The organism is Pseudomonas sp. G3-19 (genome assembly GCF_054855875.1).
In genome coordinates, this window is sequence record NZ_JBMPIQ010000003.1 from 4,200,629 (window position 1) to 4,220,366 (window position 19,738).

General features: G+C 60.4%; 16 protein-coding genes. 6 read left to right on the plus strand and 10 right to left on the minus strand.

From position 1 onward, the window contains the following. Position 1 precedes the first annotated feature (1 nt). From ACOYXI_RS19305 to ACOYXI_RS19330, 6 genes are read left to right on the plus strand one after another with little or no spacing between them, the layout of a single operon-like run. Positions 2–1,444 carry a mannose-1-phosphate guanylyltransferase/mannose-6-phosphate isomerase gene (locus ACOYXI_RS19305; protein ID WP_461675183.1) on the plus strand — a complete coding sequence of 481 codons (1,443 nt, stop codon included), beginning with the start codon at positions 2–4 and terminating at the stop codon, positions 1,442–1,444. Further along, a complete protein-coding gene (locus tag ACOYXI_RS19310; protein ID WP_098966401.1) occupies positions 1,444–2,241 on the plus strand; it encodes an ABC transporter permease in 798 nt (265 codons plus the stop codon). Before ACOYXI_RS19305 ends, ACOYXI_RS19310 begins: the two co-directional genes overlap by 1 nt. Further along, positions 2,241–3,494, plus strand: coding sequence for an ABC transporter ATP-binding protein (locus ACOYXI_RS19315; protein ID WP_210556251.1), 1,254 nt, complete (start codon positions 2,241–2,243; stop codon positions 3,492–3,494). Before ACOYXI_RS19310 ends, ACOYXI_RS19315 begins: the two co-directional genes overlap by 1 nt. Continuing rightward, positions 3,491–4,858 (plus strand): glycosyltransferase family 4 protein, encoded by a 1,368-nt coding sequence (locus ACOYXI_RS19320; RefSeq protein WP_461675184.1) that lies wholly within the window; start codon positions 3,491–3,493, stop codon positions 4,856–4,858. Before ACOYXI_RS19315 ends, ACOYXI_RS19320 begins: the two co-directional genes overlap by 4 nt. After that, complete coding sequence (locus ACOYXI_RS19325) at positions 4,842–5,972, plus strand: glycosyltransferase family 4 protein (protein ID WP_027610302.1); 1,131 nt, start codon at positions 4,842–4,844, stop codon at positions 5,970–5,972. The genes ACOYXI_RS19320 and ACOYXI_RS19325 overlap by 17 nt, the downstream gene beginning before the upstream one ends. Further along, a complete protein-coding gene (locus ACOYXI_RS19330) occupies positions 5,973–7,103 on the plus strand; it encodes a glycosyltransferase family 4 protein (protein ID WP_027610301.1) in 1,131 nt (376 codons plus the stop codon). 141 nt (positions 7,104–7,244) lie between these two features. On the opposite strand, the gene ACOYXI_RS19335 is transcribed toward ACOYXI_RS19330, so the two are convergent. The 10 genes from ACOYXI_RS19335 to atpA all read right to left on the minus strand — a co-directional run bounded on the left by ACOYXI_RS19335 (position 7,245) and on the right by atpA (position 19,724). Further along, positions 7,245–9,275: a pyridoxamine 5'-phosphate oxidase family protein gene (locus ACOYXI_RS19335; RefSeq protein ID WP_461675185.1), complete on the minus strand. Its 2,031-nt coding sequence runs from the start codon at positions 9,273–9,275 to the stop codon at positions 7,245–7,247. A 60-nt stretch (positions 9,276–9,335) separates the two neighbouring features. Then, positions 9,336–9,962 carry a glutathione S-transferase family protein gene (locus tag ACOYXI_RS19340; RefSeq protein ID WP_210556242.1) on the minus strand — a complete coding sequence of 209 codons (627 nt, stop codon included), beginning with the start codon at positions 9,960–9,962 and terminating at the stop codon, positions 9,336–9,338. Positions 9,963–10,064: 102 nt separating this feature from the next. Then, positions 10,065–10,991 (minus strand): LysR family transcriptional regulator, encoded by a 927-nt coding sequence (locus ACOYXI_RS19345; RefSeq protein ID WP_210556241.1) that lies wholly within the window; start codon positions 10,989–10,991, stop codon positions 10,065–10,067. 75 nt (positions 10,992–11,066) lie between these two features. Beyond that, positions 11,067–12,899: a glutamine--fructose-6-phosphate transaminase (isomerizing) gene (gene glmS / locus ACOYXI_RS19350; RefSeq protein ID WP_210556226.1), complete on the minus strand. Its 1,833-nt coding sequence runs from the start codon at positions 12,897–12,899 to the stop codon at positions 11,067–11,069. A gap of 2 nt (positions 12,900–12,901) precedes the next feature. Further along, positions 12,902–13,678, minus strand: a complete 777-nt coding sequence (locus tag ACOYXI_RS19355; RefSeq protein ID WP_027610294.1) for a DeoR/GlpR family DNA-binding transcription regulator — start codon at positions 13,676–13,678, stop codon at positions 12,902–12,904. 227 nt (positions 13,679–13,905) lie between these two features. Then, positions 13,906–15,273 carry a bifunctional UDP-N-acetylglucosamine diphosphorylase/glucosamine-1-phosphate N-acetyltransferase GlmU gene (gene glmU, locus ACOYXI_RS19360; protein ID WP_461675186.1) on the minus strand — a complete coding sequence of 456 codons (1,368 nt, stop codon included), beginning with the start codon at positions 15,271–15,273 and terminating at the stop codon, positions 13,906–13,908. A gap of 117 nt (positions 15,274–15,390) precedes the next feature. Beyond that, entirely contained in the window at positions 15,391–15,816 is a 426-nt protein-coding gene (locus ACOYXI_RS19365) for a F0F1 ATP synthase subunit epsilon (RefSeq protein WP_007954164.1), read from the minus strand. A gap of 45 nt (positions 15,817–15,861) precedes the next feature. Beyond that, a complete protein-coding gene (atpD, locus tag ACOYXI_RS19370) occupies positions 15,862–17,241 on the minus strand; it encodes a F0F1 ATP synthase subunit beta (RefSeq protein WP_027610292.1) in 1,380 nt (459 codons plus the stop codon). Between the two features lie 27 nt (positions 17,242–17,268). Beyond that, the gene (gene atpG / locus ACOYXI_RS19375) at positions 17,269–18,129 is read right to left on the minus strand and encodes a F0F1 ATP synthase subunit gamma (RefSeq protein ID WP_010565870.1); all 861 of its coding nucleotides are present in this window, start codon (positions 18,127–18,129) and stop codon (positions 17,269–17,271) included. Between the two features lie 50 nt (positions 18,130–18,179). Continuing rightward, positions 18,180–19,724, minus strand: a complete 1,545-nt coding sequence (gene atpA, locus ACOYXI_RS19380; RefSeq protein ID WP_047596971.1) for a F0F1 ATP synthase subunit alpha — start codon at positions 19,722–19,724, stop codon at positions 18,180–18,182. Between the last annotated feature and the right edge of the window lie 14 nt (positions 19,725–19,738).

A 19,738-nucleotide genomic window follows, 5' to 3' on the forward strand; every position in this document is an offset into this window, starting at 1 on the left:
CATGCTCATTCCCGTGATTCTGTCCGGCGGTGCCGGTACGCGTCTGTGGCCGGTGTCCCGCGAGGGCCATCCCAAACCGTTCATGACCCTGCCCGACGGGCAGTCGCTGCTCGGCAAGACATACCAGCGGGCGGCAGCATTGCTCGACGGCTGGGGCGACATCGTCACGGTGACCAACCGCGAGTACTACTTCCAGAGCAAGGATCACTATTGCGCCGCCCACGTGTCGCGCCATCGCGGGCACTTCCTGCTGGAGCCGACCGGGCGCAACACCGCCCCGGCAATTGCCGCCGCCGCCCTGTCGCTGCAGGCGCTGCACGGCGACAACGCAATCATGGTGGTGATGCCCGCCGACCATTTGATCGTCAACCAGGACGCACTCAAGAGTGCCGTCGAACACGCGGTCAACCTGGCGAAGGACGGTTATCTGGTGACCTTCGGTGTGCTGCCGACCGCCCCGGAAACCGGCTTCGGCTACATCGAAACCGGCGCACCGCTGGACGCCAAAGGCGCAGCGAAAGTGCAGCGTTTCGTGGAAAAGCCCGACCTGCAAACCGCCACCCATTACCTGGAAAGCGGCAACTTCCTGTGGAACTCGGGCATGTTCTGCTTCACCACCGCGACCCTGATCAACGAACTGCAATTGCACGCGCCAGAGTTGCTGGAACAGACCCGCGCCTGCATGCAGGCCAGCGCCGCGGTGGAAACCGTCGGCTGTCTGCAACAGGAACTGTCGCCGACACTGTTTGCTGAAATCACCGACATCTCCATCGATTACGCCTTGATGGAGCGTTCGGAGAAAGTCGTGGTGGTGCCCGCCGGTTTCGACTGGAGCGACATCGGTTCGTGGGGGGCCGTGGCAGCGCTGGTACCGGCCGATGCCGACAACAATCGCGCCAGCGGCGAAGCGGTGTTCATCGACAGTCACAACAACTTCGTGCAGAGCGAAGGCCGGCTGGTGGCTGCCGTGGGTGTGGATAACCTGATCATCGTCGACACCGCCGACGCCGTGCTGGTGGCCCACGCCGATCGCGCCCAGGATGTGCGGCGCGTCGCCAAGCAGCTCAAGGAAAAATCCCACGAAGCCTACCGCCTGCATCGCACGGTCAGCCGTCCGTGGGGCACCTACACCGTGCTCGAGGAAGGCCCGCGCTTCAAGATCAAGCGCATCGTGGTCAAGCCCGGCGGCAAGCTGTCGCTGCAAATGCATCATCACCGCAACGAACACTGGGTGGTGGTCGAAGGCATGGCCAAGGTCACCAACAACGGCAGCGGCACGCATCTGGTGGCCAAGAACGAATCGACGTTCATTGCCGCCGGCCATCGCCATCGCCTGGAAAACCCCGGCGTGATCGACCTGGTGATCATCGAAGTGCAAAGCGGCGAATACCTGGGTGAAGACGATATCGTGCGCTTCGAAGACCAATACGGCAGGACGGTTTGATGCTGCTTTCCCTGTACCGTTCGCTTTACAGCTATCGAGGATTCATCCTCGGCAGCGTACAGCGAGAGTTTCAAGCGCGTTATCGCAATTCGCTGCTCGGCGCCTTGTGGCCCGTGTTCAATCCACTGTCGATGATCATCGTCTACACCGTGATCTTTTCTCACATCATGCGCGCCCGCCTGCCGGGCGTGGATGACAGCATGGCCTACAGTGTCTATCTCTGCGCCGGGCTGCTCGCCTGGGGAATGTTTTCGGAAATCACCCTGCGCAGCCAGACCATGTTTCTGGATAACGCCAACCTGCTGAAGAAAATCAGCTTCCCCCGCATCTGCCTGCCGGTGATCGTGCTGTGCAATGCGGCGATCAATTTCGCCATCATCATCGGCCTGTTCCTTGGATTTCTATTGATCAGCGGGCGTTGGCCCGGTATGGCGCTCCTGGCGCTGATTCCCCTGATTGCGCTGCAGATGCTGTTCTGCGCTGGTCTGGGCATGATCCTCGGCGTGTTGAATGTATTCTTTCGCGATGTCGGCCAGCTCTTCGCCATCTGCCTGCAGTTCTGGTTCTGGCTGACGCCGATCGTGTATCCGATCACCATCCTCCCGGAGTGGGTCCAGCGGCTGCTGCAACTCAACCCGATGACCAGCCTGATCGGCAGCTATCAGAACCTGTTCCTGTATGGGCAATGGCCGGTCTGGAACTCGCTTTTACCGGTGTTCATCGTCACGGTGGTGATGTGTCTGATCGCCCTGCGGTTGTTCCGCCAGCGCGTCGGTGAAATGGTGGATGAACTCTGATGGGACTTATACGCGTAACGGGCCTGGGCAAGGCTTATAAACAGTATCCGACACGCTGGAGCCGTCTGGCGGAATGGCTGATCCCGTTTTCCCCGGTGCGCCACCGCGAGCATTGGGTGCTGCAGGATGTCGCTTTCGAGATTGCCCCCGGCGAGGCCGTGGGTATCGTCGGCGCCAACGGTGCGGGCAAAAGCACTTTGCTGAAGATGATCACCGGTACCACTCAACCCACCTGCGGCAAAATCGAGATTGAAGGGCGCGTAGCGGCATTGCTGGAGCTGGGCATGGGTTTTCACCCGGACTTTACCGGGCGCCAGAACGCGATCATGGCCGGGCAGTTGCTGGGCCTGCAGGTTGGCGAAATCGAAGCGCTGATGCCTGACATCGAACACTTCGCAGAAATCGGCGAAGCCATCGACCACCCCGTGCGCACCTACTCCAGCGGCATGCAGATGCGCCTGGCCTTCAGCGTCGCCACCGCGCGGCGTCCGGACATTCTGATCGTCGACGAGGCCCTGTCGGTGGGCGACGCCTACTTTCAGCACAAGAGCTTCGAACGCATTCGCGGCTTCCGCAAGGCCGGCACGACCCTGCTGATCGTCTCCCACGACCGCTCGGCCATCCAGTCGATCTGCGATTCGGCGATCCTGCTCAAGGACGGCCACATGGCCATGTACGACAAACCGGAAGTGGTGCTCGACTATTACAACGCCTTGATGGCCGAGCGCGAAGGTCAGATCGTGCGCCAGGAAATGCTCGCCGGCGGCGAAGTGCAGACCGTGTCCGGCACCGGCGAGGCAGGCATTCTGAGTGTGCGCCTGCTGGACGAACACGATCGCGCCATCGACGCTGCCGAGGTCGGCCAGCCAGTGGTACTGGAAGTGCAGGTCGAAGTTCGCCGCGACATTGAACGGCTGGTGCTCGGCTTCATCCTCAAGGATCGTCTGGGCCAGATGATGTATGGCATCAACACCCATCGCCTGAACAAGGCCCTGACCGATCTGCGCGCCGGCGAACGCTTCACTTATCGCTTCGCCTTCGTCATGGGGCTGGGCAAGGGCAACTATTCGGTATCGTTGAGCCTGTCGCGCCTGGACTCGCATCTGGACCGCAACTTCGAATGGCGCGATTACGGTCTGGTGTTTCACGTGATCAACAACCGCCAGGAAGATTTCGTCGGCTGTTCCTGGCTCAATGCCAACACGACGATCACCCCTCACACCGAGGCAGCGCTGACCGAGCGTGCGCCATGACCCGCCTGTTGGTCGAGTGCACCCACGTCTTCAAACACCCGAAGATCAACTCCGGTATTCAACGCGTGGTGCGCAACGTCATCAAGCAATTGCCGGAGCGGGTGGGTGATGTCGAGTGCCTGCCGGTCATTTCGCTGAGGGGCCGGCTGTATCGGGTCACGCGCCTGGCCCCGCTGGACGCGCCGCTGTTCAACGCCATTGCGACATTCGGCGAACGACTGGAACGCCTTGCGCACCGTTTCTGGCAATGGCATCAGCGCCTCGAAAGCCGCCTGCAGGCAAAAACCCCACGACGCCTGTTGTACGTCGGCTATCGGCTGAGCGCTTTCGCGGCGTTTGGCGTACCCCTGCGGCTGATCGAGCGGATCAACCGCCAGCAACTGCCAAAACGCTGTGCCCCCTTGCAGCATCAGCCCGGAGACCAACTGGTGCTGCTGGATTCGTCCTGGCACTCGGACTTTTTCTCCCACGCCGAACAGCTCAAGCGCGAGGGTGTCGGTATTGTCGCGGTCATCTACGACTTGATACCGCTGACCCACCCGCAGTTCTACGACACGCGGCTGGTGCAGGTCTTCAGTGAATGGTTCGACTGGATCACCCGCACGGCCGACGGCTACCTGGCCATTTCCGCCACGGTACGCGATCAGGTGCGCGCCGAACTGCAGCAACGGATCGGCACGGTACAGGCCGAAAAACGCTGGTTCGATTATTTCCACCTCGGTTCCGAACTGGATCTGCACAGCGCCGGGGAAACCGTCGAACCGCGCCTGCAACAACTGTTCAATACACCGGAGCCGCTGTTCCTGATGGTCAGTACCATTGAGCCGCGCAAGAACCACGCATACCTGCTCGATGCCTTCGAACGGGCCTGGACCGCCGGCTCCCCGGCGCGTCTGTGCATCGCCGGGCGCATCGGCTGGAAGTGCGACGCCCTGCTCGCCCGGGTGCGCAGTCATCCCGAACTGAATCGCCGCCTGTTCATGTTCAACGACTTGAGCGACACCAGCCTCGAACATGCCTACGCCCACGCCAGTGCGCTGGTATTCCCTTCGTTTGTCGAAGGCTTTGGCCTGCCGCTGGTGGAAGCCATGCAGCGTGGCTTGCCGGCGATGGGCAGCGACATTGCGGTGTTCCGCGAAATCGGCGGCGAATTCATGGCCTATTTCGATTTGCAGGATCCGCAAAGCCTCGCTGACTTGATCATGCGGTTCCTGCAGAGTGGCCAATTCCCCGCTGCTCGCGATGTGGCGGACTGGCGCTGGATCGACTGGCACGAGGCGAGTGCGCAACTGGCCGAGCGCACCGTACGCAATGCAGTGCAAGCGCCATTGGCGCCAGCGAGGCCGCATGCGCATTGCCCTTAATGCCCGGATCCTGCAGGCACCGCGCACCGGCATCGGCCACTACGTCGCCGAGTTGGTGAATGCGTTGCGCAGCGATACCGATATCGAAATTGAGTTGTTCCACGGCTGGGGCTGGAGTTCGGCCTTGCCGGAGGCGGCGATGCCCGGTTATTCGCGCCTGACGCCACTGCTGCGGCAGATCCCCGGGGCTTATCAGGCGCGGCGCTGGCTGGAACAAAAGCGTTTCGATCAGGCGCGCGCGCATGGCATCGATCTGTATCACGAACCGAGTCTGTGGCCACTGGCCTTCGACGGCCCGACCGTGATCACCCTGCACGACCTGACGCACCTGCATTACCCCGAAACTCAGCCGCCGGCACGTTTGCAAGAGATCGAGCGCCGACTGGCTACCGGCGTGCGGCAGGCACAAGTGATCCTCACCGATTCACAAGCGATCGCCGACGAAGCTCAAAGCTGTTTCGGCCTGCCCGCTGAACGTTTCGTGGTCGCTCCCTTGGGCGTGGCCGAGCGCTTTCATCCGCGTGACGCACACACCATCGACCCGGTACTCAAGGCCCATGCCGTTACGGCGCGGGAGTATTTCCTCTGTGTCGGGACGCTGGAGCCACGCAAGAATCTGCGGCTGGCCCTGCGCGCCCATGCCTTGCTGCCGGAGGCCGTGCGCCAACGCTTTCCGCTGCTGATCGTCGGCATGGCTGGCTGGCAGCGCGAACAGTTCAGCGCCGAACTGCGTCAGGCATTGGCAAGCGGGCATGTGTGCCTGCTCGGCTACTTGCCCGATGAACACCTGGCCCAGCTGTTGGCCGGTGCCCGGGCGCTGATTTTTCCTTCGTTATACGAAGGCTTTGGCCTGCCGGTGTTGGAGGCGATGGCCAGCGGCACGCCGGTGGTACTCACCCGCGCTTCGGCCATGCCGGAAGTCGCGGGCGACGCGGGCAACTATATTGAACCTGACAATGCAGACGGGTTGCGCGACGCGCTGATCCGTCTGCTCGACGATCAGGTGCATTGGCAAGCATGCCGAGAAGCCGGATTGCAGCGGGCGCGGCTTTTTTCCTGGCAGCGCTGCGCACAGGCCACGGCCGGTGCCTACCGCCAGGCCATGGGAGGTTGAATGCGAGTTCTTCATTTTTTCAAAACCTACTTGCCTGACTCGGTCGGCGGTATCGAGCAGGTGATATTTCAGCTGTGCGAAAGCGGTGCGCATCACGGTATCGACGGCCAGGTGCTGACACTCAGCGCCGACCCGACCCCGCCGGTGGTGCAACTGGGTCAACACGAAGTGCATCGCGCCAGACTCGACATTCAGTTCGCCTCCACCGGGTTTTCCTGGAGCGTGTTCAAACAGTTTCGCGAGCTGGCCGCCGAAGCCGATGTGGTCAACTATCACTTTCCGTGGCCGTTCATGGACCTGGTGCACTTTGCCAGCGGCATGAACAAACCGAGCGTGGTGACCTACCACTCGGACATTATTCGTCAGAAGCATCTGCTCAAACTCTACCGACCGCTGATGAACCGCTTCCTCGCCAGCGCCGACCGGATTGTCGCGGCCTCGCCGAACTACCTGCACACCAGCGACGTGTTGCAGCAGTTTCAGAACAAGACCCGGGTGATTCCATACGGTTTGAACAAGGCCGGTTATCCACAGGCCGACAGCGAACGGATGAATCGCTGGCGCCAGCAGCTTGGGGATAAGTTTTTCCTGTTCGTCGGGGTCATGCGTTATTACAAAGGTCTGCACATCCTGCTCGACGCCTTGAAGGACGTGGACTATCCGGTGGTGATCGTCGGTGCCGGGCCGCTGGAACTGGAGTTGCACGCCCAGGCTGCTGCGCTGGGGCTGCGTAACATCCACTTTCTCGGGCGCCTGGGCGATGAAGACAAGGTCGCCCTGCTGCAACTGAGCTACGCCATCGTGTTCCCGTCGCACCTGCGTTCCGAAGCGTTCGGCATTTCGCTGCTCGAAGGCGCGATGTACGGCAAACCAATGATCTCCAGCGAAATCGGTACCGGCACCAGCTACATCAATATCCACAACGAAACCGGGCTGGTGGTGCCACCGAGCAACCCTCAGGCGTTTCGCGAGGCAATGCGCAGCCTCTGGGAAAACCCCGAACGCGCAGCAGCCATGGGCATAAAGGCCGAGGCGCGTTACCGGCAGTTGTTTACCGCCGATGAAATGGGCCGCAAGTGGACCGAGTTGTATCAGGAGTTGCTCGAAGAGAAAGACCTGTCTTACGCCTGACCCTTTGCTGAAACACCTCCACTGTGGGAGCGGGCTTGCTCGCGAAAGCGGTCTTTCAGTAAACAATGATGTCGACTGACCTGACGCCTTCGCGAGCAAGCCCGCTCCCACAGGGGGGTGGTAGTGATTTCAGATGAGCCGTCAGAGATCCAGCACCAACAACTGTTCACTCTGCGCTGGCACTGCGCAGCAAATCAGCACCTGCCCCGCTTCCGGCAGGTCTGCCGGGGGCTGTGGATAATTCACCGCGCCACTGACCAGACGTGTCTTGCAGGTGCCGCACGAACCTCCCCGGCAACTGAACTCGGGGCGCAGGCCACGGCTTTCTGCGAGCTCCAGCAGACTGCCGCCGTCCGGCTGCCAGCGCGCCTCTTTGGCAGAACGCTCGAACATCACCGGCACTGACGTGATGGCCGCCGGTGGTTGCTCGATGATCGCCGCATCCGGGTCCGGCTGGCGCCTGAGCGTCGACGGGCCGAAGGTCTCGGCATGGATCCGCGCGTCGCGAATGTCCAGCTCGCGCAGACTGTCGTAGACACTTTGGGTAAAAGCGCCGGGGCCACAGACAGCAAAATCGATCTGGTCGTAATCCTCGACCTCCAGCAGATCGCGCAGCAATGCCCGATCAATGCGCCCATGGCGGTCAAAATCCTCGCCCTCGTGCGCATCGGCTTCCGGCTGACTGAGCAGGCGAATCACCCGTACCGCATCGCCAGCACTTTCCAGCACGCGATCGAGTTCCTCGCGAAATGGCTGATCGGCCAGGCTACGAGAACTCTGCAGCAACCACGTCGGCCGGATCCTGCGGGTGCGCAGGCCTTGATACACCACCTCGCGCAGCATCGACAGCAACGGCGTGATACCAACCCCCGCCGCCAGCAGCACCAGCGGCCGGTGTTCCAGCGGCGCCACCGTGAAGTGCCCCTGTGGCGCCCGTGCCTCAAGAACATCGCCGACCCGGATCTGCTGGTGCAAATGGCCTGAAACCAGGCCCTCGCGTTTCACACTGATGCGCAGGAAATCATCCGATGGCGCACTCGACAGGCTGTAAGTGCGAATATGCGTTTCACCGTCCAGAGTGAAACGCAGCGGCAGATGCTGGCCGGCCTGAAACACCGGCATCCCTGCGCCATCGTCCGGTTGCAGATAGATCGAGCGGATGTGCTGGCTCTCCCTTTCGATGCGGGTCACCCGCAGCGGCCGCCAGCGGTCACCCAGCGCTTTGGCCTGCAAGCGTGCATCGGCCTGGGCCCAGGTGCCGGTCAGCAGGCTGGTGGGTGACATGCCGTCGAAGCGCCAGCGCAGGGCCAGTGCCGCCGGGCGCCGCACCAGTTTCTCTACCTCGAATGTCCACAGGCGCTCGGCGCCCTGGAACGCTTCGATCTGCGGCCCGTCGAGGATGATTTCGGTCCGCCCGCTCAGTTGCAACACATCGCCTGTGGAAAAGTCGATGAACAGCAGGCCGGCCTTGGGATTGAGCAGCAGGTTGCCGAGCGTGTTGAAGTGCAGGTTGCCGGCAAAATCCGGGATGGTCAGACGATTACCTTCAACCCGGACAAACCCGGCCTGCCCGCCACGATGGGAAACATCCACCGCACGTTGTCCGTCCACATCGACGTAACTGGCGACAAAGAAGGTATCGGCGCCTTCGATCATGGCTCTGGCTGCGTCATCAAGACCGTCGTCGTGCTGCGCTGGCCGCGTCTGCGGATCGCTCAGCGGCACGCGCTGGAACTGGCGCAGTTGAATGTATTGCGGACAGTTGCCGAAAGCCTGATCCACGCTCACCTCGAAACCCTGCACGGTCAGATTGTCGACATGACCGTTGAGGCGATTGCGGCGGCGGGTATGCAATTCAATGCCGAGCAACCCGATCGGCTCGCCATTGCGCAATTGCGCCGGATCATCGGCAGCGGGTTGGCTGGCGAAATGCAGATGCTCGGGATCAGGCGAATGCGCAAACCCCGGCGCGCCTTCGAGCACACTGGCCCAAGGACGCCCGTCGGTATCGACCGCGCCGTACAGCATGAACGGTAACTGCTCATAAAAGGCGCGGTGCTGATCCGGCATCCAGTCACGAATCACTTTTCGGCCGAAGGCCTCCATGCGCTCGGCAACGCCGACATGGGCCTGCAGTTGTTGCTCGCCAGCGTGCCACGGTGAACGTTCCATCACGCATCTCCCCGCGCCGCCGGCGCATTGTGGATAACTCGATCAGATCGGGCCGACCTCTCAGGCAGTCTTTTGCAGACCGGCGACCGTGCGCGGCATGCCGACAAAACCGGGCAAGGCCTCGATATGCGCCAGCCAGGCGCGCACGTTGGCGTAGTCGTCCAGCGACACGTTGCCTTCCGGCGCATGGGCGATGTAGCTGTAGGCGGACACGTCGGCGATGGTCGGCTCGCTGCCGGCCAGATACGGGGTCTTGCCCAGTTCCACCTCCATCACTTTGAGCAGGTTGTGCGCACGGGTAATCGCTTCTTCAGCATTCAACTGTGCGCCAAACACCGTTACCAATCGTGCAGCAGCAGGTCCGAAAGCAATCGGCCCTGCAGCGGCCGACAACCAGCGCTGCACTCGCGCCGCACCGACCGGATCGGTTGGCAGCCAACGGCCGTTGCCGTATTTGAGCGCCAGATACACCAAAATCGCGTTGGAGTCGGCCAGCACCACACCGTCATCGTCGATCGCCGGCACCTGGCCGAAACTGTTGATCGCCAGATACGGCGCCTGCTTGTGCTCACCCTTGGCCAGATCGACCAGGATCAATTCGGTCGGCAATTGCAGCAGGGACAACATCAGTTCTACCCGATGGGCGTGGCCGGAACGCGGGAAGTTGTAGAGTTTGATCGCTTGCATGGTCGACTCCGCTGGAGAGGGCGCCGTTCGGGATGGCAGCGCCGATGGAGGCCATCTTCCACCCATCTTCAAATCAACAGAATCACCAGCAATCGCAATCAATTATTTCACTGGATGAAATAACGCCGCGTTCTGCAGCGCCGGATGTTCTCGCAGCACCTTCACCGCGTGGTCGACAAAACTGCGCACCCGCGCCGGTGCCTTGCGCCCGCCCTGATACACCACATGAATCGGCAGCGGAGGCAGTTCGAAATCGGCGAGGACAATTTCCAGTTCACCGGAAGCCACCTTGCCGGCGACCTGATAGGACAACACCCGGGTCAGCCCCAAGCCCAGGCAAGCCGCAGTAATCGCCGCCTGGTTGGCGGTGACCACCAGCCTCGGTTCTGGCCGCACGCTGATCGCTTCGCCCTGATCCACAAACGGCCAACTGCGCAACTGGCCGATGGCCGAGGTCGCCACCACCGGCGCGCCGGCCAGCGCCTGTGGATGCTCGGGGCGGCCGTACCGGGCCAGGTAGGCCGGCGACGCACAGATCACCCGCCGCACTTCGCCAACCCGGATCGCGTGCTGATTGCTGTCCGGCAACTCACCAATGCGTACCGCGACATCGATGCCCTCCTCGACCATGCTCACCACCCGATCGACCAACAGCGCATTGATCGAAACGTCCGGGTATTGCGTCAGATAACTGGTCATCAGCGGCGTGACAAACAACTCACCGAACAAAACCGGCGCAGTCACTGTCAATTGCCCACGGGGCTGGGCATGACTGCCGGCCGCCGAATCCTCAGCTTCCTGCACCTCGGCGAGAATTCTCCGACAGTCTTCCAGATAACGCTGACCGGCCTCGCTGAGGTGCACAGTGCGTGTCGTGCGAATCAGCAACTGTGTACCAATGCGCTGCTCTAGCGCCGCCACGGCGCGGGTGACACTGGCCGCGGACAAGCCAAGACGCCGCGCCGCCGCCGAGAAGCCCTGCTCCTGGGCCACGGTGGCGAAGATCTGCATTTCCTGGAAGCGGTCCATGGATGTCCTCGATTCAGATACAAAAATCGCAGCCGAGGCTGCGATTTTTGCGGGTCAATGTCAGCTGTGGATAACTTATTCCACCGTCACCGACTTCGCCAGGTTGCGCGGCTGGTCGACGTCGGTGCCCTTGAGCACGGCGACGTAGTAAGACAGCAACTGCAGAGGGATGGTGTAGAGGATCGGCGAAAGAATGTCGTGGATGTGCGGCATCTGCACCACATGGGTGCCTTCGCCGTTGGTCATCCCGGCTTTCTCGTCAGCGAATACGATCAGTTCACCACCACGGGCACGGACTTCCTGCAGGTTGGACTTGAGCTTCTCCAGCAGTTCGTTGTTCGGCGCCACGGTGACCACTGGCATGTCGTTATCCACAAGCGCCAGAGGGCCGTGCTTCAGTTCCCCAGCCGGATAGGCTTCGGCGTGGATGTAGGAGATTTCCTTGAGTTTCAAGGCGCCCTCCATTGCGACCGGGAACTGCGCGCCACGGCCGAGGAACAGGGTGTGATTCTTCTCGGCGAACAGTTCGGCGATTTTTTCCACCGTGCTGTCCATCGCCAGCGCTTCGCCCAGACGGGTCGGCAGGCGACGCAACTCTTCCACCAGCGTGGCTTCAACGCCTTTGCCGAGCGTGCCGCGTACCTGACCCAGAGACAGGGTCAGCAGCAGCAGGCCGACCAGTTGCGTGGTGAACGCCTTGGTCGAAGCCACACCGATTTCGCGACCGGCCTGGGTCAGCAGCGTCAGGTCGGACTCACGCACCAGCGAGCTGATGCCGACGTTGCAGATCGCCAGGCTGGCGAGGAAGCCCAGCTCTTTGGCGTTGCGCAGCGCGGCCAGGGTGTCGGCGGTTTCGCCGGACTGGGAGATGGTGACGAACAGGGTGTCCGGCTGCACCACCACCTTGCGGTAACGGAATTCGCTGGCGACTTCGACCTGACACGGAATACCGGCCAGTTCTTCGAGCCAGTAACGCGCGACCATACCGGCGTGGTAGCTGGTACCGCAGGCGACGATCTGCACGTTGCGCACTTTGGCGAACAGTTCGGCAGCCTGTGGACCGAAGGCCTGCACCAGTACCTGACTCGGACTCAGACGGCCTTCGAGGGTGCGTTGGACAACGGATGGTTGCTCATGGATTTCCTTGAGCATGTAGTGGCGGAACTCGCCCTTGTCGGCAGCTTCGGCACCATCACTGTACTGCACGGTCTGACGCTCGACGGTTTTGCCATCTACGTCCCAGATCTTCACGCTGTCGCGGCGAATTTCGGCGATATCGCCCTCTTCCAGGTACATGAAGCGGTCAGTGACCTGGCGCAGGGCCAACTGGTCGGACGCGAGGAAGTTCTCGCCCAGGCCCAGACCGATCACCAACGGGCTGCCACTGCGTGCGGCAACCAGACGATCCGGCTGTTGTGCGTTGATCACGGCCAGACCGTAGGCGCCGTGCAGCTCTTTGACGGTGGCTTTCAGCGCGACGGTCAGGTCAGGCTGATCCTTGAGTTTATGGCTCAGCAGGTGCGCGATGACTTCGGTGTCGGTGTCCGAAGTGAACACGTAACCCAGCGCTTTCAGTTGCTCACGCAGGGCTTCGTGATTCTCGATGATGCCGTTGTGCACCACCGCGATATCACCGGAGAAATGCGGGTGCGCGTTACGCTCGCACGGTGCACCGTGGGTCGCCCAACGGGTGTGGGCGATACCGAGACGGCCGACCAGCGGCTGTGCGGCCAGCGCCGCTTCCAGCTCGCTGACCTTGCCCGGACGGCGCATGCGCTCGAGCTTTTCGTCGTTGGTGAAAACTGCCACACCGGCGCTGTCATAGCCGCGGTATTCAAGGCGCTTGAGGCCTTCAAGCAGGATGGCGGTGATATTACGTTCAGCTACTGCGCCGACAATTCCACACATGCTTATTTCTCCTGACTGACAGCCGCGCAAATCACGCTGATACCGCGGGCCTGAATCTGATCGCGCGCATCTTCAGGCAGGCGATCATCGGTAATGAGGGTATGGACGCTGCTCCACGGCAGCTCCAGGTTGGGAATCTTGCGGCCGATCTTGTCGGCCTCGACCATCACGATCACTTCCCGCGCCACGTCCGCCATCACCCGGCTCAGGCCAAGCAACTCGTTGAACGTGGTGGTACCGCGCACCAGATCGATACCATCGGCGCCGATGAACAACTGGTCGAAGTCGTAAGAGCGTAGTACCTGCTCGGCCACCTGGCCCTGGAAGGACTCCGAATGCGGATCCCAGGTGCCGCCGGTCATCAGCAGCACCGGTTCGTGTTCGAGTTCGCTCAAGGCGTTGGCCACATGCAGGGAGTTGGTCATCACCACCAGACCCGGCTGCTGGCCAAGCTCGGGAATCATCGCCGCAGTGGTGCTGCCACTGTCGATGATGATGCGGGCGTGCTCGCGGATACGTTTGACGGCGGCGCGGGCAATCGCCTGTTTGTACTTTGAAACGCTTTGGCCCGGTTCAGCGACCAATTCCTGCGGCATGGTGATCGCCCCGCCGTAACGGCGCAGCAACAGACCATGGCTTTCCAGTGCGGCCAGATCCTTGCGAATCGTAACTTCAGAAGTTTCGAAGCGCTTGGCCAGTTCATCCACACTGACTTCGCCCTGCTCATTGAGCAAGGCGAGGATATTGTGTCGGCGCTGGGGTGTGTTGCGTTTCGACATGGCGGCTTAAGTTTCGATTCGAAAGATAACGGAAGCAATCAAAACCTATCGGCCATAAATCGTCAAGCGACAGATCGAAACTTTTAGAAACGACCCAGACGAATGTGGGAGCGGGCTTGCTCGCGAATGCGGAGGGTCAGTCACTGAAATGTGAAACTGAAACACCGCATTCGCGAGCAAGCCCGCTCCCACATTGGATTCAAGCATTAAGTGCAGCTGTGGATAAATCAGCTTTTCTTGATCTTCTCCGGCCGCTTCCAGCCATCAATATTTTTCTGCCGCGCCCGACCCACGGCCAACTGCGCGTTATCCACATTCTGCGTGATAGTCGAGCCAGCCGCCGTGGTTGCACCGGACGAGATATCCACAGGCGCCACCAACGAGTTGTTGGAGCCGATGAACACGTCCTCGCCCAACACGGTTTTCCACTTGTTGGCGCCATCGTAGTTGCAGGTAATGGTGCCCGCGCCAATGTTGGTGCGGGCGCCGATTTCCGCGTCGCCCAGATAGGTCAGATGCCCGGCCTTGGCGCCCTCACCCATGCGCGCGTTTTTCAGTTCGACAAAGTTACCCACATGCGCGCGTGCTTCGAGCACCGTGCCCGGACGCAGACGGGCGAACGGACCGGCATCGCTGCCTTCACCCAGCACCGCACCTTCGATGTGGCTGTTGGCTTTGATCACCACGCCTTTGCGCAGGGTGCTGTCCTTGATCACGCAGTTCGGACCAATCACCACGTCGTCTTCGATGACAACATTGCCTTCGAGAATCACGTTGATGTCGATCAGCACATCGCGACCGACGGTGACTTCGCCGCGTACATCGAAACGCGCCGGGTCACGCAGGGTCACGCCTTGCGCCATCAGCCGGCGACCGGCGCGCAACTGGTAATGACGCTCGAGCTCGGACAGTTGCTTGCGATCGTTGGCGCCCTGCACTTCCATCGGGTCGTGCGGTTGTTCAGTGGCCACCACCAAACCATCGCTGACCGCCATTTCGATCACGTCGGTCAAGTAGTACTCGCCCTGGGCATTATTGTTCGACAGGCGGCTCATCCAGTCGGCCAGGCGATTGGCCGGGACGGCGAGAATGCCGGTATTGCCTTCGGTGATTGCGCGCTGGGCTTCGCTGGCATCTTTGTGCTCAACGATGGCTGCGACCTTGCCGTCAGCATCACGCACGATGCGGCCGTAACCGGTCGGATCTTCCAGCTCGACGGTCAACAGGCCCATCTGCCCCGGTACGACATGTTTAAGCAGGCGCTGCAGGGTTTCGACCTCGATCAATGGCACGTCACCGTAGAGGATCAACACGGTGTCGGCGCTGATGAACGGCACAGCCTGAGCCGTTGCATGACCAGTGCCCAATTGCTGGTCCTGCAGCACGAAATTCAGGTCTTCAGCCGCCAGACGCTCACGCACCACATCGGCACCATGGCCAATGACCACATGAATGCGCTGTGGATCGAGCTGCCGTGCGCTGTGGATAACATGCCCAAGCATGGAATTGCCGGCTACCGGGTGCAGCACTTTCGGCAACGCCGAACGCATACGAGTGCCTTGACCGGCCGCGAGGATAACGATTTCGAGAGACATGACTGGCTACCAATCCTGGGTGGTCAGCAACTGCGACCGGGTTGTAAAAATCGGAAAAGAAAAAAGGGTAGCCGAGGCTACCCTTTTTTATCAATCGCACAACAAGCGGCTGACGGATTAACCGCCAAACTTCTTGCGGATCTGCTGGACGGTGCGCAGCTGAGCTGCAGCCTCGGCCAGACGTGCGGACGCAGCTCCGTAGTCGAAATCTGCGCTCTTCTCGTGCAGAGCAGCTTCGGCAGCCTTGAGAGCTGCCTGGGCTTGAGCTTCATCCAGGTCGGCGGCACGTTGCACGGTATCGGCAAGCACCTTGACCATGTTCGGCTGAACCTCGAGGAAACCACCGGAGATGTAGAACACCTCGGCTTCCCCGCCTTGCTTGATCAGGCGGATCGGACCTGGCTTCAGATTAGTGATCAGCGGCGCGTGACCCAGAGCGATACCAAGATCACCCAGTGCACCGTGCGCAATCACCATCTCGACCAGGCCGGAAAAGATTTCCCCTTCCGCGCTGACGATATCGCAATGGACTGTCATAGCCATCTGATTGCCTCAACCTAAATTAGCGCCCGTTGCCGGGCGCCGGGATTACAGTTTCTTGGCTTTCTCGATCGCTTCTTCGATGCCGCCAACCATGTAGAACGCTTGTTCTGGCAGGTGGTCGTAGTCACCGTTGAGGATGCCTTTGAAGCCAGCAATGGTGTCTTTCAGGGAAACGTATTTACCCGAAGCACCGGTGAAGACTTCAGCCACGAAGAACGGCTGCGACAAGAAGCGCTGGATCTTACGAGCACGGTTAACCAACTGTTTGTCGGCTTCCGACAGCTCGTCCATACCCAGGATCGCGATGATGTCTTTCAGCTCTTTGTAACGTTGCAGAACGTACTGAACGCCGCGAGCGGTGTCGTAGTGGTCCTGACCGATTACGTTCGGATCCAGCTGGCGCGAAGTCGAATCCAGTGGATCTACCGCTGGGTAGATACCCAGGGAAGCGATGTCACGGGACAGAACGACGGTGGCGTCCAAGTGGGCGAAGGTGGTCGCTGGCGACGGGTCGGTCAAGTCATCCGCAGGTACGTATACCGCCTGGATCGAGGTGATCGAACCTTCTTTGGTCGAAGTGATACGTTCTTGCAGAACGCCCATCTCTTCAGCCAGGGTCGGCTGGTAACCTACTGCCGAAGGCATACGGCCCAGCAGTGCGGATACTTCAGTACCGGCCAGGGTGTAACGGTAGATGTTGTCGACGAACAGCAGAACGTCGTTACCTTCGTCACGGAACTTCTCGGCCATGGTCAGGCCGGTCAGGGCTACGCGCAGACGGTTTCCCGGCGGCTCGTTCATCTGACCGTAAACCAGTGCCACTTTGTCCAGAACGTTGGAGTCCTTCATCTCGTGGTAGAAGTCGTTACCCTCACGAGTACGCTCACCCACACCGGCGAACACGGAATAACCGCTGTGCTCGATGGCGATGTTACGGATCAGTTCCATCATGTTTACGGTTTTGCCTACACCGGCACCACCGAACAGACCGACTTTACCGCCTTTGGCGAACGGGCAAACCAGGTCGATAACCTTGATGCCGGTTTCCAGCAGGTCGTTGCCGCCTGCTTGCTCAGCGAACGAAGGTGCTGCGCGGTGAATGCCCCAGCGCTCTTCGGTGTCGATTGGACCGGCTTCGTCGATCGGGTTACCCAGAACGTCCATGATCCGGCCCAGAGTCGCTTTACCGACCGGTACGGAGATGGCTGCGCCGGAATCGGTAACTTCCAGACCGCGCTTCAAGCCCTCGGTGGAACCCATCGCAATGGTACGAACCACGCCGTCGCCCAGCTGTTGCTGAACTTCCAGAGTGGTTTCGGCCGCGCTGACTACTTTCAGCGCGTTGTAGATGCTCGGTACGCTGTCGCGTGGAAATTCCACGTCGATAACGGCGCCGATGATTTGAACGATACGTCCGCTACTCATAGCTGGATCCTCTGAATATTTGAACCGTTAAACCGCGGCAGCGCCGCCGACGATTTCCGAGATCTCTTGGGTGATCGCAGCCTGACGCGCCTTGTTGTAGATCAGCTGCAAATCGCTGATCAAATCACCGGCGTTGTCGGTAGCGTTCTTCATCGCGATCATCCGCGCAGCTTGTTCAGCTGCGTTGTTCTCGACCACCGCCTGGTACACCTGCGACTCCACGTAGCGCACCATCAAGCCGTCAAGCAGCTCTTTGGCGTCTGGTTCGTAGAGGTAGTCCCAGTGGTGCTTGAGTTCTTGATCCGGGGTTGCCACCAGTGGAATCAACTGCTCCACGGTAGGCTGTTGTGTCATGGTGTTGATGAACTTGTTGGATACCACGGACAGGCGATCGATACGGCCCTCCAGGTAGGCATCCAGCATCACCTTGACGCTGCCGATCAAATCATTGATCGACGGCTCTTCACCCAGGTGGCTGATAGCTGCAACGACGTTACCGCCGAAGTTGCGGAAAAAGGCCGCACCCTTGCTACCGACTACACACAGATCAATCTCGACGCCGTTTTCGCGGTTTACCGCCATGTCCTTGACCAGGGCCTTGAACAGGTTGGTGTTCAAGCCGCCGCACAAACCACGGTCACTGCTCACGACGACATAACCGACGCGCTTTACTTCACGGTCGATCATGAACGGGTGGCGGTATTCCGGGTTGGCGTTGGCCAGATGCCCAATTACCTGGCGGATACGCTCCGCATAAGGACGGCTGGCTGCCATGCGCATTTGTGCCTTGCGCATTTTGCTCACCGCCACTTTTTCCATGGCGCTGGTAATTTTTTGCGTGCTTTTGATGCTCGCAATCTTACTGCGAATCTCTTTTGCGCCTGCCATGTAACACCTATCAGGTTAGCAAGCGGGAGCCTTGCGGCTCCCGCTGCGGCTTACCAGGTTTGGGTGGCCTTGAACTTCTCGATACCGGCTTTCATGCCAGCGTCGATTTCGTCATTGAAGTCACCTTTAACGTTGATCTTGGCCATCAAATCGGCGTGATCGCGGTTGAAGAAAGCAATCAGCGCTTGTTCGAAGCTGCCGATCTTGGCGATTTCAATGTCAGTCAGGAACCCACGCTCAGCGGCATACAGCGACAGCGCCATGTCAGCGATCGACATTGGTGCGTATTGCTTCTGCTTCATCAGCTCGGTAACGCGCTGACCATGCTCAAGTTGCTTACGGGTCGCTTCGTCCAGGTCAGAAGCGAACTGGGCGAATGCCGCCAGTTCACGGTACTGAGCCAGAGCGGTACGGATACCACCGGACAGCTTCTTGATGATCTTGGTCTGAGCGGCACCACCCACACGGGATACCGAAACACCGGCGTTCACTGCAGGGCGGATGCCCGAGTTGAACATGGCCGATTCCAGAAAGATCTGACCGTCGGTGATGGAAATCACGTTGGTCGGAACGAACGCGGAAACGTCGCCAGCCTGGGTTTCGATGATTGGCAGTGCGGTCAGGGAACCGGTTTTGCCGGTCACTGCGCCGTTGGTGAACTTCTCTACGTATTCTTCCGAAACGCGGGATGCGCGCTCCAGCAGACGGGAGTGGAGATAGAACACGTCGCCTGGGTAAGCTTCACGGCCTGGTGGACGGCGCAGCAGCAGGGAAATCTGGCGGTAAGCCACTGCTTGCTTGGACAGATCGTCATAAACGATCAGCGCGTCTTCACCGCGGTCGCGGAAGAATTCACCCATGGTGCAACCGGAGTACGGTGCCAGGAATTGCAGCGCAGGAGATTCCGAAGCACTGGCAGCCACGATGATCGTGTTGGCCAGGGCGCCGTTTTCTTCCAGCTTGCGAACCACGTTGGCGATGGTCGATTGCTTCTGACCGATCGCTACGTAGACGCAGAAAATGCCGCTGTCTTTCTGGTTGATGATCGCGTCGATCGCCAGAGCGGTTTTACCGATCTGACGGTCACCGATGATCAGCTCACGCTGGCCACGGCCGACAGGGATCATGGCATCGACAGCCTTGTAGCCAGTCTGTACAGGCTGGTCTACCGACTTACGCCAGATCACGCCAGGTGCAACTTTCTCGACCGCGTCGGTCAAGGTGTTGCCCAGTGGACCTTTGCCGTCAACAGGGTTACCCAGTGCGTCGACTACGCGACCCAGCAGTTCCTTACCCACCGGAACTTCGAGGATGCGGCCGGTGCACTTGGCGCTCATGCCTTCAGCCAGACTGGTGTATGCGCCCAGTACAACGGCACCTACGGAGTCTTGCTCCAGGTTGAGGGCCATACCGTAGACGCCGCCCGGAAACTCGATCATCTCGCCGTACATGACGTCGGCCAGACCGTGAATCCGCACGATGCCGTCAGATACGCTGACGACAGTGCCTTCGTTACGGGCTTGGGAGGTCACATCGAGCTTGTCGATGCGGCCCTTGATAATTTCACTTATTTCGGAAGGATTGAGTTGCTGCATTGCTCTGCTGCCCC

Excerpts from the sequence above, each read along its gene's own strand:
- ACOYXI_RS19305 (WP_461675183.1), top strand. The coding sequence starts at position 2 with ATGCTCATTCCCGTGATTCTGTCCGGCGGTGCCGGTACGCGTCTGTGG.
- ACOYXI_RS19310 (WP_098966401.1), top strand. The coding sequence starts at position 1,444 with ATGCTGCTTTCCCTGTACCGTTCGCTTTACAGCTATCGAGGATTCATC.
- ACOYXI_RS19315 (WP_210556251.1), top strand. The coding sequence starts at position 2,241 with ATGGGACTTATACGCGTAACGGGCCTGGGCAAGGCTTATAAACAGTAT.
- ACOYXI_RS19320 (WP_461675184.1), top strand. The coding sequence starts at position 3,491 with ATGACCCGCCTGTTGGTCGAGTGCACCCACGTCTTCAAACACCCGAAG.
- ACOYXI_RS19325 (WP_027610302.1), top strand. The coding sequence starts at position 4,842 with ATGCGCATTGCCCTTAATGCCCGGATCCTGCAGGCACCGCGCACCGGC.
- ACOYXI_RS19330 (WP_027610301.1), top strand. The coding sequence starts at position 5,973 with ATGCGAGTTCTTCATTTTTTCAAAACCTACTTGCCTGACTCGGTCGGC.
- ACOYXI_RS19335 (WP_461675185.1), bottom strand. The coding sequence starts at position 9,275 with ATGGAACGTTCACCGTGGCACGCTGGCGAGCAACAACTGCAGGCCCAT.
- ACOYXI_RS19340 (WP_210556242.1), bottom strand. The coding sequence starts at position 9,962 with ATGCAAGCGATCAAACTCTACAACTTCCCGCGTTCCGGCCACGCCCAT.
- ACOYXI_RS19345 (WP_210556241.1), bottom strand. The coding sequence starts at position 10,991 with ATGGACCGCTTCCAGGAAATGCAGATCTTCGCCACCGTGGCCCAGGAG.
- glmS (WP_210556226.1), bottom strand. The coding sequence starts at position 12,899 with ATGTGTGGAATTGTCGGCGCAGTAGCTGAACGTAATATCACCGCCATC.
- ACOYXI_RS19355 (WP_027610294.1), bottom strand. The coding sequence starts at position 13,678 with ATGTCGAAACGCAACACACCCCAGCGCCGACACAATATCCTCGCCTTG.
- glmU (WP_461675186.1), bottom strand. The coding sequence starts at position 15,273 with ATGTCTCTCGAAATCGTTATCCTCGCGGCCGGTCAAGGCACTCGTATG.
- ACOYXI_RS19365 (WP_007954164.1), bottom strand. The coding sequence starts at position 15,816 with ATGGCTATGACAGTCCATTGCGATATCGTCAGCGCGGAAGGGGAAATC.
- atpD (WP_027610292.1), bottom strand. The coding sequence starts at position 17,241 with ATGAGTAGCGGACGTATCGTTCAAATCATCGGCGCCGTTATCGACGTG.
- atpG (WP_010565870.1), bottom strand. The coding sequence starts at position 18,129 with ATGGCAGGCGCAAAAGAGATTCGCAGTAAGATTGCGAGCATCAAAAGC.
- atpA (WP_047596971.1), bottom strand. The coding sequence starts at position 19,724 with ATGCAGCAACTCAATCCTTCCGAAATAAGTGAAATTATCAAGGGCCGC.